The organism is Virgibacillus sp. Bac330, from assembly GCF_003667845.1.
Taxonomy (GTDB): Bacteria; Bacillota; Bacilli; order Bacillales; family Amphibacillaceae; genus Virgibacillus; species Virgibacillus chiguensis.
This window is the reverse complement of sequence record NZ_CP033048.1, coordinates 1,891,399-1,906,436: the sequence shown is the minus strand read 5'-3', so window position 1 is coordinate 1,906,436 and position 15,038 is coordinate 1,891,399. Positions and strand designations below refer to the sequence as shown.

12 protein-coding genes are annotated in these 15,038 nt (G+C 37.7%); all 12 read left to right on the top strand.

Translation table 11 applies throughout. The features are described from left to right. Positions 1-117 precede the first annotated feature (117 nt). The 12 genes from dpaB (at position 118) to D9780_RS08840 (ending at position 15,033) form a co-directional block, all read left to right on the top strand. Positions 118-708 (top strand): dipicolinate synthase subunit B, encoded by a 591-nt coding sequence (gene dpaB / locus D9780_RS08895; protein WP_073004982.1) that lies wholly within the window; start codon positions 118-120, stop codon positions 706-708. A gap of 62 nt (positions 709-770) precedes the next feature. Beyond that, positions 771-1,823, top strand: coding sequence for an aspartate-semialdehyde dehydrogenase (asd, locus tag D9780_RS08890; RefSeq protein WP_121639882.1), 1,053 nt, complete (start codon positions 771-773; stop codon positions 1,821-1,823). A gap of 10 nt (positions 1,824-1,833) precedes the next feature. Next, positions 1,834-3,060, top strand: a complete 1,227-nt coding sequence (dapG, locus tag D9780_RS08885) for an aspartate kinase (RefSeq protein WP_116276982.1) — start codon at positions 1,834-1,836, stop codon at positions 3,058-3,060. 18 nt (positions 3,061-3,078) lie between these two features. Next, positions 3,079-3,954, top strand: a complete 876-nt coding sequence (dapA, locus tag D9780_RS08880) for a 4-hydroxy-tetrahydrodipicolinate synthase (RefSeq protein WP_116276983.1) — start codon at positions 3,079-3,081, stop codon at positions 3,952-3,954. A 321-nt stretch (positions 3,955-4,275) separates the two neighbouring features. After that, on the top strand, positions 4,276-5,004 hold the full coding sequence (locus tag D9780_RS08875) for a ClpP family protease (RefSeq protein WP_073004975.1): 729 nt from the start codon (positions 4,276-4,278) through the stop codon (positions 5,002-5,004). Continuing rightward, positions 5,001-5,219 carry a YlzJ-like family protein gene (locus D9780_RS08870; RefSeq protein WP_073004973.1) on the top strand — a complete coding sequence of 73 codons (219 nt, stop codon included), beginning with the start codon at positions 5,001-5,003 and terminating at the stop codon, positions 5,217-5,219. The genes D9780_RS08875 and D9780_RS08870 overlap by 4 nt, the downstream gene beginning before the upstream one ends. Before the next feature lie 603 nt (positions 5,220-5,822). Then, complete coding sequence (locus tag D9780_RS08865; RefSeq protein WP_121639881.1) at positions 5,823-8,093, top strand: FtsK/SpoIIIE family DNA translocase; 2,271 nt, start codon at positions 5,823-5,825, stop codon at positions 8,091-8,093. A gap of 207 nt (positions 8,094-8,300) precedes the next feature. Then, positions 8,301-9,584: an IS110 family RNA-guided transposase gene (locus D9780_RS08860; protein WP_121639338.1), complete on the top strand. Its 1,284-nt coding sequence runs from the start codon at positions 8,301-8,303 to the stop codon at positions 9,582-9,584. Positions 9,585-10,359: 775 nt separating this feature from the next. Beyond that, positions 10,360-11,085, top strand: coding sequence for a GntR family transcriptional regulator (locus D9780_RS08855; RefSeq protein ID WP_121639880.1), 726 nt, complete (start codon positions 10,360-10,362; stop codon positions 11,083-11,085). Between the two features lie 113 nt (positions 11,086-11,198). Beyond that, positions 11,199-12,311, top strand: coding sequence for a BMP family lipoprotein (locus D9780_RS08850; RefSeq protein WP_121639879.1), 1,113 nt, complete (start codon positions 11,199-11,201; stop codon positions 12,309-12,311). A gap of 167 nt (positions 12,312-12,478) precedes the next feature. Further along, entirely contained in the window at positions 12,479-13,990 is a 1,512-nt protein-coding gene (locus D9780_RS08845) for an ABC transporter ATP-binding protein (RefSeq protein ID WP_116279434.1), read from the top strand. After that, complete coding sequence (locus tag D9780_RS08840) at positions 13,987-15,033, top strand: ABC transporter permease (protein WP_305847187.1); 1,047 nt, start codon at positions 13,987-13,989, stop codon at positions 15,031-15,033. Before D9780_RS08845 ends, D9780_RS08840 begins: the two co-directional genes overlap by 4 nt. Positions 15,034-15,038 lie beyond the last annotated feature (5 nt).

Below are 15,038 nucleotides of genomic sequence, written 5' to 3'. Positions count from 1 at the left end.
TAATTTCAGCGCTAGATAAAACGAGGGAAAAGATTCATTTACCAGCTTTAATGAAAATCTTTTGTAAAGGTAGAAATTATGCCCAATAAATATTAATTTTCATAGGAGGTACAATTAATGCGTTTAAAAGGTAAGAGAATTGGTTTTGGCTTAACAGGTTCCCATTGCACATATGATCAAGTTTTTCCACAAATGGAGAAATTAATGGCGCTCGGTGCTGAAGTTGTTCCAATTGTAACATACACAGTAAGAACGACCGACACGAAGTTCGGTGATGCACAGGACCATATCGAAAAAATTCAAACCATTACTGGGAAAGAAATTATTACTACGATGCCTGAGGCAGAACCGCTGGGGCCTAAAATGCCATTAGATTGTATGGTCATTGCTCCGTTAACCGGAAATTCCTTGAGCAAACTTGCCAATGCTTTAACAGACTCCCCCGTTTTAATGGCAGCTAAGGCAACAATGCGTAATCAACAACCTGTAGTAGTGGGCGTTTCTACAAATGATGCACTTGGTTTAAATGGAGTTAATCTAATGCGTTTAATGGCTAGTAAGTTTATTTACTTTGTTCCGTATGGGCAAGATGATCCTTATTTAAAGCCAAACTCACTTGTTGCAAAAATGGAATTAATACCAGAGACTATTGAATCTGCGCTTGAATTTAAACAACTACAACCAGTTATTGTTCCTCATCGAAGCTAATCTGTGATAAAATGATAAGCTAGAAGTCTAATAATCTAGTTTTGGAAAGGAGCAATAAATTCATGTCGCAAAAATCAGCCTATAATGTAGCTGTGGTTGGAGCAACAGGCGCAGTTGGTCATAAAATACTTGAATTATTACAAGAGAAAGATTTTCCAATAAATAAATTGAAGCTTTTATCTTCCAAACGATCTGCTGGTTCTAAACAGGTTTTTAACCAAGAGGAAATCATTGTTGAAGAAGCAGTACCTGAAAGCTTTGAAGGCGTTGATATTGCTTTGTTTTCAGCTGGTGGTTCAGTTTCTAAAAAGCTCGCTCCAGAAGCTGTAAAACGCGGTGCAGTAGTAATTGATAACACGAGCGCCTTTCGTATGGATGATTCTGTGCCACTTGTAGTTCCTGAAGTCAACAAAGAAGACTTAAGAGATCACCAAGGAATTATTGCCAATCCAAATTGCTCTACCATTCAAATGGTGGCAGCGTTAGAGCCACTAAAAGCTAAATTTGGTTTAAGACGTATTATCGTATCCACTTATCAAGCTGTTTCAGGTGCTGGTAATGAAGCATGCGATGAGTTAGCGAATCAGTCAAAAACTTATTTGTCTAATGAAGAAATGAAAGCAACTATTCTCCCTGTTAAGGGAGATGAAAAGCATTTTCCAATTGCATTTAATGCACTACCGCAAATTGATCTTTTTCAAGAGAATGGTTATACTTTTGAAGAATTAAAAATGATTAATGAAACGAAAAAAATTATGCATGCACCAGACCTTTCAGTAGCTGCAACTTGTGTACGCTTGCCATTTTTTACGTCTCATGCAGAAAGTGTATATATCGAAGTTGAGAGAGAAGATGTAATGGTAAAAGACATTTGGGAAGTGTTACAGCATGCAGAGGGGGTCGTGTTGCAGGATAATCCAAAAGAGCAGATTTATCCAACACCTTTAGCTGCAGAGGGTAAACAAGATGTATTTGTTGGTAGAGTTCGCAAGGATTTAGACAATAGACACGGGTTCCATCTATGGATTGTATCTGATAATTTATTAAAAGGTGCAGCTTGGAATACGGTACAAATCGCCCAAGAATTAATTCAAAATAATTGGTTGCAACGATAGAGGTGTACGAATGGAAATACTCATTCAAAAATTCGGTGGTACTTCGGTACAATCACAAGAAAACCGAGACCATGTAATTAAACATATAAAAGATGCTTTAGTAAAAGAATATAAACTTGTAGTTGTCGTTTCTGCATTAGGCAGAAAACCTGATCCTTATGCTACAGATACGCTACTCAGTCTGGTGGATTTTCCGGCGAATAAAAATGCCTCACGAGAATTGGATATGCTCATGTCGTGCGGTGAGATTATTTCATCCGTTGTACTTTCTAATGAATTACAAAAGCAACATATTACTGCAACGGCTCTAACTGGCCCACAAGCAGGATTCATTACAACGGATGACTTTACAGAAGCAAAAATTAAAGAAGTAAAGCCAGAACGAATTTTGCAAGAATTAGAAACGCATGATGTGGTAGTTGTCGCAGGTTTTCAAGGAACTACAACATCTGGTGACATTACGACAATAGGACGTGGTGGAAGTGATACAACAGCTGCAGCATTAGGTGTTGCTTTATCAGCTGAGCGGATTGAAATATTCACAGATGTAAATGGTATTATGACTGCTGATCCACGGGTGGTTGAAACAGCAAGACCACTTGATGTAGTTACGTATTCTGAAATTTGTAATTTGGCATATCAAGGAGCAAAGGTCATTCATCCCCGAGCAGTAGAAATTGCTATGCAAGGAAAAATTCCCATGCGTGTGCGTTCTACCTACTCCAAAGATGAAGGAACGCTTGTTACGTCTTCACGTGTAGAAGGGATGGACATTATTGATCGATTAATTACTGGCATTGCACATATGGATGCTATAACCCAGATTCAAGTACAAACGAAAGAGGCAGCATTTGGGATGCAGTCAGATGTATTTAAAGCAATGGCTGAAGCGGGGATTTCTGTTGATTTTATTACTATTTCACCTACAGGGGTGATCTATACTGTACCAAATGCTTACACAGAAAAGGCTGTACACATATTAAACACGCTTGGATTTGAACATGAAATTACTGAGAACTGTGCAAAGGTTTCAGCTGTAGGAGCGGGAATGACTGGTGTTCCTGGTGTTGCTGCAAAAATTGTGCAAGCATTGACTGATGCGAATGTGCAAATTCTGCAGTCTGCAGACAGCCATACAACCATTTGGGTACTCGTACATGAAAAAGATTTAAAAGCCGCAGTAAATGCATTGCATGAAGCTTTTGAATTGAGTCACGTATTTAACTCCGCACATTGAATAGAAAAGGTGATTAGAATGAACTTTGGTAAAGTGTTAACTGCAATGGTCACACCCTTTGATTTAAATGGAAATATTGATTATACGCAGACAGATGCACTTATTGAACACTTGTTGCAAAATGGTACACAGGGTTTAGTCATTGCAGGAACAACAGGTGAATCACCAACTTTAACTACCGAAGAAAAAGTGAGCCTGTTTAAACATGTCGTTGGTCAAGTAAATAAACGCGTTCCTGTTATTGCAGGGACTGGAGGGAATAATACGCAAGCTTCGATAGATTTAACCAAGGAAGCAGAACGTTGTGGTGTCGATGCGGTGATGCTTGTAGCGCCGTATTACAATAAACCAGATCAACGTAGTCTATTTGCACATTTCAAAACTGTAGCTCAAAGCACATCGCTACCTGTGATGCTCTATAATATACCAGGAAGATCGATTGTAAATTTAACCACGGAGACAACTGTAGCGTTAAGTAAAATCGATAATATTGTTTCTGTTAAGGAAGCTAGTGGAGATCTTGATCAAGTGTCTCAAATAATTGAGCTAACAGATGATTCGTTCTCTGTATATAGTGGTGACGATAGTATGACATTACCAATATTGTCTGTTGGAGGCACAGGTGTTATTTCGGTAGCTTCTCATCTGATAGGAAATGAAATGCAGCAAATGATTCAATTGTTTGAAGAAGGAAGTACAGGTCAAGCAGCTAAGCTTCATCGTCAATTGTTGCCTGTTATGAAAGGGTTATTTATGGCTCCTTCTCCTTCCCCTGTAAAAGCTGCCCTTCGCATAAAAGGAATAGAAGTTGGTGGTTTGCGTTTGCCACTACTTGAACTATCGCAGCAGGATAAAGATGATTTAACAACGATCTTAGAAAATACCGGTATATAATGCCGGTATTTTTTTATACTATATAGGAAAGTATACAGTTTTAAGGTTTAAAACTATAGCCCCTGTCATAAAAGATTTGTCGGTAAGCCAAGTTTTTCTAAGATAGCATAAATAATACCCATAGTTATGAAATTGGTAAATAAATGTTCACCTGTTTCATTTAATAAACTGTCCTCAAGTGTTTATTTTGTCTAACTGGTAAGGTGAAAAAATTTTTAATGGAATAAGAACATAGTAATATTTCCTTCTTCCTGCATGATTATCGGGTGTTACGATCATACTATGAGAGGAATAACTTGTTAATGAGGAGTGTGTAAGTAAATGGATAAACAGCCAGAAAAAAAGGGCGATCAAACGCAAGATAATAATTCCTCTGCTTTAGTCCAAAAAATTCAACAACTAGGACAATCTAATGTACCACAAGCGCCAGATTCAAATATACATGTGCTTTCCATTATCGGACAAGTAGAAGGACATGTACAACTCCCGCCACAAAACAAAACAACAAAATATGAGCATTTATTGCCACAATTAGTTGCTATTGAACAGAATCCGAAAATTGAAGGTTTAGTTATTTTATTAAATACGGTTGGTGGTGATGTCGAAGCGGGATTAGCCTTATCTGAAATGATTACTTCTATATCTAAACCTACAGTCTCGATTGTGCTCGGAGGAGGCCACTCCATTGGGGTGCCTATAGCTGTTGCTACGGATTATTCTTTCATTGCACCGACTGCTACGATGACGATACATCCAATTCGTTTAACAGGTTTAGTTATCGGTGTACCGCAGACGTTTGAGTATTTGGATGAAATGCAAAATCGTGTGGTCGATTTTGTCGTAAATCATTCTAATATAACAGAGGAAAAATTTAAAGATTTAATGTTTGCAAAAGGTAATTTAACACGTGATATCGGTACAAATGTTGTTGGAAAAGCAGCAGTAGAATATGGCTTAATTGATGGTGTTGGCGGCGTTAAGGAAGCAATGAAAAAAATAAATGAATTGATTAAGCAAAATGGCGATCACGAACAGCAGGTGATGCAATGATTATTTATACACCGCTATCAAAAGAAGATATTTTTTATACTTCCCAAGAATACACGGAAAGACAAATGATTTCATACAATGGTAAGCCACTATATTGTGAAAAGAGAGCAGATGGATCATTAGAAATTGTTAAATTATTATCAACCGATCCTAAGGATTTTTTAAATCATGAGTTTTCCCCCGGTACGATTATTTCTCAGATGAATGAAAACTGAATATTATATAACTGCTTTTAATCTTTAGGTTGAGGGCAGTTTTTTATTCGTCTAGGAAATTATCGGAAATTATAAAATTTTGCAGCTGTGGATAGACTAACTAAGTTATTTAGTCACGTTCGGTTCTACGCCCAGCAAGAGACGGCTTCACTCCATTGCCCTAATCTAAGTCATCATTGGTTCGTTCTAAATAGGAAGGCCGACTAAAGACGGGCTTGCCGGAGGGCGCCGGCATATTCCTGTTAAAGGAGCATGATTCCTAAGACTTCAGTTGATCAGTTCCAGTCGCTACGTTGCTAAACGGGCGCCCCGAGCCTTTGTGCGTTTAAATTGTTCGTTCTAGTTTCACTGTCACTCTAGTGTCAGTATGATATACTAAATAGAGGTAATTGCTTTTAATATTGAAGTAGATACGCTAAAATATGAAAGTTGAATATTTTAGCTATACATATATGATAATAAATATTCTATAATTCGGGTGGAATTTTTTAGCGTAAATGAGACTCAATTTGACTATGACATTATTCCATTCCATTGATAAGCAAAAGTGTTTAAATGAGTGTTACCATTAATTAAATTGCCAAAAATGATTGAGGTGAAAGTATGGCAAGAAAGAAAAAAAGACGCAGCAGCAAATTAAAAAAACAATTAAAACTAGAGCTAATAGGTCTCTTATTTATTTTCTTAGGCATTTTTGGAAGTGGAGCTAGTGCGATAAGTGATGGAGCTATACCAGGCGGGCTTGAGCACTTATTTCGCTTTTTCCTAGGAATTTGGTATTTTGTTGCATCGGTTTTCTTATTAGTAACAGGTATTAAATTAGTGGTAAAACGGAAACTACCTAACTTTGCAACAAAAAGAATGGTTGGCTTTTATATTATATTTGGTGGTGTACTACTTATGACACACACCCAAATGTTTGATGAAATAATCGTTTCGAATCAGCAAATCTCTATTCTAGGATCTACTTGGGAAAATTACTCTAATTATATTGACAACCAATTATCATCCGAATATTTGGGGGGAGGAATGGCTGGGGCTTTATTGCTTACCTTTTCCTACTATTTATTTTCCTTAACAGGTGCTAAAATTGTAGCTGTTTTTTCCATCATTATCGGTATTATTTTTATGACTGATTTATCGGTAGGCGATCTGTTTTCTAAAATGTGGAAGTGGCTGGCAAGCAAAGTAAAAAACGTGCAAGATACATGGAGACAAAAACAAACTGCAAAACGTTCGATAAAAGAAAATGAACCTAAAATTGAACAAAACGGCGAGGAGGTTACTGAGCATGTTATCTCAGAACCTGTTATTCAAGACTTTACAGATCATACGGCATTAAGTGAACAAATTCCAGAAGAAACGGAACTGACGTCTATGGTTCAACAAGAGGAGAAAGTGAATGATAGCTTAGATAATATGCCGATGACGGAAGTAGAAAACTATGAGTATATTCTTCCTTCTATGCAGTTATTGGCAGAGCCAACAAACAATTCGCAACAACAAGAAAAATCGCAAATTCAAGCGACGGTTAGAAAGTTAGAGAGTACGTTTACTAGTTTTGGAGTAAAAGCACGTGTTACGAAAGTGCATGTAGGTCCAGCGGTAACCAAATATGAAATATATCCAGAAGCTGGTGTAAAGGTAAGTAAAATAGTTAATTTACATGATGATTTGGCACTAGCTCTAGCTGCAAAAGACTTACGGATAGAAGCACCCATTCCAGGGAAATCAGCGGTCGGAATCGAAGTACCAAATCAAGAAGTAGCTATGGTGTCGTTACGAGAAGTGCTAGAGAGTATCGCACAAAAACAATCTTCTAAACTACTATTTGCTCTTGGCAGAGATATATCCGGAGAAGCAATCGTTGGCGAATTAAATAAAATGCCACATTTACTTATCGCAGGTGCTACAGGAAGCGGGAAAAGTGTCTGTGTAAATGGGATAATTACTACGATTTTAATGCGTGCTAAACCTCATGAAGTGAAGATGATGATGATTGACCCGAAGAAAGTTGAATTAAATGTGTATAACGGTATTCCACATTTACTTGCTCCCGTTGTAACGGATCCGAAAAAAGCTTCTCGAGCTCTACAAAAAGTAGTTGCAGAGATGGAGCGACGATATGAACTTTTTTCTGATACAGGAACACGTAATATTGAAGGATACAATGAATATATTAGAAAACATAACCAACATGCTGAAGATCCAGAGCCGAATCTTCCATACATCGTCGTGTTAGTAGATGAATTAGCAGACTTAATGATGGTAGCTTCAAGTGATGTGGAAGATGCAATTACTCGATTAGCTCAAATGGCACGTGCTGCGGGAATTCATCTCATTATTGCCACCCAGCGGCCATCTGTAGACGTTATTACGGGGGTAATTAAGGCGAATATTCCTTCTAGAATTGCCTTTAGTGTCTCTTCAGCAACAGACTCTAGAACCATCTTGGATAGTGGCGGAGCAGAAAAGTTATTGGGAAGAGGGGATATGTTGTTTATCCCGGTTGGATCTTCTAAGCCAACTCGTGTACAAGGTGCTTTTCTGTCTGATGAAGAAGTTGAACGTGTAGTAGACCACTGTATTGAACAGCAAAAGGCGTCTTATCAAGAAGAAATGATTCCAGAAGAAGTCAATGAGGTTGCAGAAGAAGTAGACGATGAATTGTATGATGATGCTGTTCAATTAATCACTGAAATGCAAAGCGCTAGTGTATCTATGTTACAGCGCCGCTTTAGAATTGGTTATACGAGAGCAGCAAGACTAATCGATGCCATGGAACAAAGAGGTATTGTAGGTCCGTATGAGGGGAGTAAGCCACGTACAGTTCTTATCAGTCAAATAGCTGAAGAACATACTTCTTCACATTAATGTTGAAATAAAGCCTCATAAGTAAATTTTTTAACGCAAGGGCTTGCTGAAATTGCCATTGTGCTTTTATGCACTATAACTATAGGAAAGCATTCCTGTAATAAAGCAAAATGAGGATTGAACTAAAAAAGCCCCCTTGGTATGATACGAGGTGTCCAATGCTGTTGAGCAAAACTGGACCCTTAAAATGAACCAAGGAGGACTAACATGAATTATAAACAAAATGAGAAGATATTACAACTGACAGACAAATCTTTAATTATTGGGGTCGACATCGCCAAGAATAAACATGTTGCTCGCGCACAAGATTTCCGCGGGGTTCAATTTGGAAAGCCGCTATACTTTGAAAACGCGTTGGAAGGCTTCCAAACGTTCATTCATTGGATGGATGAATTAGCCATACAACAAGAGAAATCCGATTTTATTATTGGTATGGAGCCAACGGGGCACTATTGGCTTCCTTTGGCCTATTGGCTAATGGAAAAGCAACTGAAAGTAGTCGTAGTAAATCCAGCACATGTAAAAAAATCAAAAGAGCTGGATGACAATTCCCCAACAAAAAATGATGTAAAAGATGCCAGAGTCATTTCACGCTTAATTCAAGATGGACGTTATTCTGAACCGCATCTACCAGAAGGGATCTATGCAGATCTCCGAGAAGGCATGAATATGTATGACCAATTACGAAAAGACCTGCAGGCAGTACAAGGACGCGTCCACCAATGGATAGACAGGTATTTTCCAGAATACACGACTGTCTTTACGAACTGGGAAGGGCAATCTTCTTTACAGGTTTTAAAAATGGGTTTGTTTCCAGATGAAATCTCTCAAAAAGATGAAATGGAAATCCTGTCAGAAATTCGAAAAGAGGTAAAAAGAGGAGTTGGCTTAAAAAAAGTAAGACAATTGAAAGAAGCTGCTCGCCATTCCATTGGTATCCAAGAAGGAAAAACCATGGCGAAACTAAAGATTCAAACATTAATGGATCAGTATACGCTCCTTCATGAAAAGATAAATGAATTGTGGGAAATGATAGAGGGGCTTACGAGTAGGATTCCTGGTGTACAGGAAATGGCAGCTATAAAAGGCGTAGGTGACGTCACAATCGCTGCATTTCTGGCAGAAGTCGGCGATCTCCATAATTATAGCCATCCGGAGCAAATTATTAAATTAGCAGGTTTAAATCTCAAACTAGCAACATCAGGAAAGTGGCAAGGAAAAACGGTCATTACCAAGAGGGGCCGACCAAAGCTACGCGCTCTGTTGTTTAAAGTGATCCTGCCATTGGTAAATCACAATCCTGCATTTAAAGCAATGCATGCGTATTTTACAACAAGGAAAGAAAACCCGCTGAAGAAGAAACAATCATTAATAGCACTGTGTTGTAAATTAATTCGAATATTATTTAAAGTAGGTAAACAACAAGTAGCCTTTAGTCCAGAAAAAATGTTACGTGATATTCCGCATTTTCGCTTACAGAATGCAGCTTAACTAAGTAATAACGAAACCTCCGTTTAGACGTTTTTTAAGAAGTTCATTTTATACAAATACGAGATAACAATGGAAGCACGGAGCAGCCGGCAATTTTTATACAATCGGGCAATGACCCTGTAGGAAAGCAACGCCGGCCCCACTTCATGGATAGACCGAACGAAGGAATGTATGCGCGAAGACGCTGTGAGATGTGGGAGGGTTTGTCACCATGAGTATTGTGGGATGAGAAGGTGCGATCATAGCAGTGAAAATTCCCATTTTTTTCAAAAAGAGAAGGATGGCTTATTAAGTGCACCCTTCTACATTAAAAATTATGCTTACACGGTCTTAAATATCGTTAATGAGTAAAAAATAAAATGAAATTCTAAGAAAAACAAAGAAAACAAGAGAAAACGTTAGTATATAGAGGGAGTATTAAAATTTAGAGTTTATAGCGTAAGCAATAACTTGGTTATCGTCATAATTACTTTGGCGATAGCCAAGTTTTGCTAAGGAGCTGTTTGTAATGAACAAGTGATTGGTTTTACAAGTTGCTGTTCAAAGAATTGCACGTAGAAGAAAAATCAATGCTTTTCAATGACATAATTCTATGTTCCACAGAATCATTAACCTTTAGTACACACGCCATTTATTTTTTAGTTTTATATAATTGTTGAATTTTGATGAAAAGGTATTTCTTTCTAAATCTATTCATGCTATGATGAAATTATAAACTAGTAGAATGTCAGAGGTCAGATATCTAATCGGGAATACAGTTTTGGGGTGATGAAGTTTGTCTATTAAGCATGATTCAAGGCACTTATATTTACAAGTTATTGATCAAATAAAAAAAGATATTCATAATGGCACGTACAAGGAGAATGAAAAGCTCCCATCAGAATTTCAATTATCCAAGGTGCTAGGGGTTTCTCGTGCAACTTTAAGAGAAGCACTCCGAATATTAGAAGAAGATAATATTGTTACTAGGAAACACGGTGTTGGTACATTTGTAAACCCTAAGCCTGTATTTTCTTCTGGTATTGAACAACTTACAAGTGTTACATACATGATTGAGCAATCAGGGAAAAAAGCCGGAACAGAATATTTATTCACAGATATAAGAGAAGCAACGGACAAGGAGAAGAGTCGATTTGCTCCTCATGTTGTAGAGCAATTAGTTGAAATTGAGCGCGTTCGTACAGCCGACGGGGAACCAGTTGTATTTTGCGTTGATAAAATTCCTGAAAAGATCATTCCGGTAGAAAGTATCCAACAAGCAGATTCCTTTTTTAAATTAATGGAGGATTACGCTAATAAAAGGGTTGCCTATGCCGTGACATATATTGAGCCAATTGGTTATCATGAACGCATTTATAAGACTTTAAACTGCCATAAAGGACAAACATTATTGTTGCTTAGGCAAATGCACTATACTTCCGAAGATGAAGCGGTTTTATACTCAGCAAACTATTTTCGCTCCGATATGTTTAGCTTTCATGTTTTACGTAAACGTACGTAAAACGACGTTCGCAATAAAATGGAAGCGATTTCAAAAAACAAGGAGGTGGTGCGCTCGAATATAGTGTGATAAATCGTTGTCGGAAACAAAAAATAAAAGAGGGGGCTATTATTTTGAAAAGTAGAAAGCTTATTTTAATACTAACAATTTTTATTAGTTTTGGTTTAGTTTTAGCTGCGTGTGGTGGTTCTAATGATGAAGATAAATCAAGTGGTGGAAATGATGGTAAAAAAACAGAAGAAAACGAAGGGTCTACGGATTATTCCGTCGCTATGGTAACAGATGAAGGGGGAGTTGATGACAAATCATTTAACCAATCGTCTTGGGAAGGGCTACAAGCATGGGGAGAAGAACATGGACTATCAAAAGGAAACGGTTATGATTATGCACAGTCTAATGATGAGTCAGATTATTTGCCAAACCTTACTCGGTTAACAAGAGATGGCTATAACTTGATTTTTGGTGTTGGATATTTACTAGAAGATGCGATCTCAAAAGTAGCAGAACAAAATCCTGATACAAACTTTTCCATTGTCGATACCGTTGTGGAAGCTCCTAATGTTGCAAGCATTACATTTGCGGAGAATGAAGGTTCATTTTTAGCAGGTGTTGCAGCTGCTAAAAAAACCAAAACAAACAAGCTTGGTTTTGTCGGCGGCATGGATTCTGATTTGATTACTAAATTTGAAGTTGGATTCGTTGCAGGTGCAAAATCTGTTAATCCAGATATTGAAGTGGACATTCAATATGTTGGTGATTTTAGTTCAGCTGATGACGCAAAGCTAATTGCTACAAGGATGTATGGTGACGATAGAGACATTATTTATCATGCAGCAGGTGCAGCTGGAAATGGCGTATTTAACCAAGCAAAAGATATGAAAAAGAACGATCCGGATAATGAAATTTGGGTGATTGGCGTAGATCGCGATCAGCATGAAGAAGGGAAAATAGGTGAAGATAATGTAACACTTACATCTATGGTAAAGCGAGTGGACGTATCTGTTCAAGAAGTAAGTAATCTGGGTTTAAATGGGGATTTCCCAGGCGGTGAAATATTGGAATTCGCTTTAAAAGACGATGGTGTTTATCTTGCTGACACAAATGAGGAGGCTTACACAGAAGAAATTGCTTCAGCTGTTGATGAGTGGAAAGAAAAAATCATTAACGAAGAAGTAGATGTACCGCAAACGCGAAAAGATCTAGAAGAATTTGAAAAGTCGTTGTAAAAAAAGAGGCTGGAGTCAGCCAGCCTCTTTAATCTTTAAGAAATATAAGTCTAGACAATGAAATGTTGAATCCTACTCGAAAGATGATGAATAGCAAGCTCGGGCTATTAAGGAGAAACTGTTTTTGTAGTAAAGGAGTGATGTAGTTGGAAGATTATGTGATCGAAATGCTGCATATAAGAAAAGAATTTCCGGGAGTAGTTGCTAATGATGATGTAACCATCCAATTAAAGCGCGGAGAGGTCCATGCCTTATTGGGGGAAAATGGTGCAGGAAAATCAACCTTGATGAACGTCCTCTTTGGGTTATATCAACCTGAGGAAGGAGAAATTCGAGTGAAGGGTAAAAAAGTATCGATCACCGATCCTAATATTGCTAACAATTTAGGAATCGGTATGGTGCATCAACATTTTATGTTAGTCGAACCGTTTACTGTTACCCAAAATATTATTCTCGGTATTGAACCAACAAACAAAGGAAAAATTAATTTAAAGCAAGCAGAGCGAGAAGTGCAAGAATTGTCTGATCAGTATGGTCTTCGAGTAGATGCAACGGCAAAGATAAGTGATATTTCTGTAGGTATGCAGCAACGTGTGGAGATTTTAAAGACGCTTTATCGTGGAGCGGATGTGCTTATATTCGATGAACCAACTGCTGTTTTAACACCGCAAGAGATTGCTGAGTTAATGGAAATATTTCGAACTTTACTTGCAGAAGGAAAATCTATCATTTTAATTACGCATAAACTAAAAGAAATTATGGAAATTTGTGATCGCTGTACCGTCATTCGAAAAGGTAAAGGTATTGGCACCGTAAACGTAGCAGAAACAACTGTTACAGAGTTGGCTTCTTTAATGGTTGGTAGAGATATATCTTTTCAAACGAACAAACAACCAGCTGAACCTAAACAAACCGTTCTGAAAATTGATAATCTATTTGTAAAAGATAGTAGAAAAGTAGACATGGTAAAAGGGCTAAATTTAAACGTACGTGCTGGAGAAATTGTAGGTATTGCAGGTATTGATGGGAATGGACAGAGTGAATTAATTGAAGCAATTACTGGTCTTCGCAAAGCGCATAGCGGGAGTGTTATTATAAATGAAAAACCAATTACAAATCTGTCTCCTCGTAAAGTAACAGAAAGCGGTGTCGGCCATATACCTCAAGATAGACATAAATTTGGGCTTGTGTTAAACTATTCTGTTGCTGAAAATCTCGTTTTACAAACTTATTATAAACGACCATATTCTAAATTCAAAGTATTAAATTATAAGCAAATTTTGCAAAAAGCAGAACAGCTAATAGAGGAGTATGATGTTCGCACACCTTCTCCGCACACAAAAGCGCGTGCGTTGTCTGGTGGGAATCAACAAAAAGCTATAATAGCTAGAGAAGTTGATAGATCTCCTGATTTATTAATTGCTGCTCAGCCGACACGAGGTTTAGATGTTGGGGCAATTGAATTCATTCACCAAAAGCTCATAGAAGAGCGAAATAAAGGAAAAGCAATTTTATTAGTTTCTTTTGAATTAGATGAAATTCTAGACGTTAGCGATCGAATCGCTGTTATTTATGATGGGGAAATTGTAGCAGATGTAAAGCCAGAAGAAACAAGTGAACAGGAATTAGGCTTATTAATGGCTGGGAGCGGTCATGTAAAGGATGGTGAAGAATCGTGATGGAAAATAAATGGTTTAACATCCTTGTACCAATTATTTCTGTTCTCATTGGTCTTTTTGCTGGGGCTTTGATTATGTTGTTTTTTGGCTATAATCCTATACAAGGTTACATTGCTTTATTTAAAGGAGCATTCGGTGATTTATATTTTTTTGGTGAAACGATTCGCCAGACAACGCCTTACATATTTACAGGCTTAGCCGTTGCATTTGCATTTCGCGCTGGCTTATTTAACATTGGGGCTGAAGGGCAAGTCATTGTTGGGTGGTTAGCAGCTGTTTGGGTAGGCACAACAATAGACGCTCCGATGTATATTCACCTACCACTAGCTTTACTTGTGGCCGCAATTGCTGGAGCGCTATGGGGATTTATTCCCGGCTTGCTAAAAGCAGGATTGGGAGTACACGAAGTAATCATAACGATTATGCTAAACTATATTGCCCTATATAGTTCTAATGCCATCATCCGCAGCATTTTAACGGAAAACGCAGATAAAACAGATATGGTTGCTCCGACTGCCTCGTTAGCTTCTGAATGGTTAGCAAATACCACTTATTTTTCCAGAATGCACTATGGCATATTCATAGCAATACTAGCAGCTGTTGTCATGTGGTTTATCATTGAACGGACAAAACTCGGTTTTGAACTAAAGTCTGTAGGCTATAACAAACATGCTTCGAAGTATGCAGGTATGAGTGTAAAACGTAATATTATTTTGGCTATGGTTATTTCTGGCTTATTTGCTGGATTAGCAGGTTCTATGGAGGGGTTAGGTACGTACGGTAATATGACTGCGAGTTCTGGTTTCTCCAATATCGGTTTTGATGGAATTGCTGTAGCACTTTTAGGGGCAAATAATGCATTTGGTGTTGTTCTTGCAGCATTCTTATTTGGAGCTTTAAAAGTAGGGGCGTTAAATATGCCAACCCAAGCTGGAGTTCCAAATGAGTTGGTAGATATTATCATTGCTCTAATTATATTCTTCGTCGCCTCAAGCTATCTCATTCGCTGGATAATATTACGGTTTAAAAGGGAGGGAAAATAATTGAG

What these genes read in the sequence shown, in the direction of transcription:
- dapA (WP_116276983.1), top strand. Translation starts at nt 3,079, where the DNA reads ATGAACTTTGGTAAAGTGTTAACTGCAATGGTCACACCCTTTGATTTA.
- D9780_RS08870 (WP_073004973.1), top strand. Translation starts at nt 5,001, where the DNA reads ATGATTATTTATACACCGCTATCAAAAGAAGATATTTTTTATACTTCC.
- dpaB (WP_073004982.1), top strand. Translation starts at nt 118, where the DNA reads ATGCGTTTAAAAGGTAAGAGAATTGGTTTTGGCTTAACAGGTTCCCAT.
- dapG (WP_116276982.1), top strand. Translation starts at nt 1,834, where the DNA reads ATGGAAATACTCATTCAAAAATTCGGTGGTACTTCGGTACAATCACAA.
- D9780_RS08860 (WP_121639338.1), top strand. Translation starts at nt 8,301, where the DNA reads ATGAATTATAAACAAAATGAGAAGATATTACAACTGACAGACAAATCT.
- D9780_RS08845 (WP_116279434.1), top strand. Translation starts at nt 12,479, where the DNA reads ATGCTGCATATAAGAAAAGAATTTCCGGGAGTAGTTGCTAATGATGAT.
- asd (WP_121639882.1), top strand. Translation starts at nt 771, where the DNA reads ATGTCGCAAAAATCAGCCTATAATGTAGCTGTGGTTGGAGCAACAGGC.
- D9780_RS08865 (WP_121639881.1), top strand. Translation starts at nt 5,823, where the DNA reads ATGGCAAGAAAGAAAAAAAGACGCAGCAGCAAATTAAAAAAACAATTA.
- D9780_RS08875 (WP_073004975.1), top strand. Translation starts at nt 4,276, where the DNA reads ATGGATAAACAGCCAGAAAAAAAGGGCGATCAAACGCAAGATAATAAT.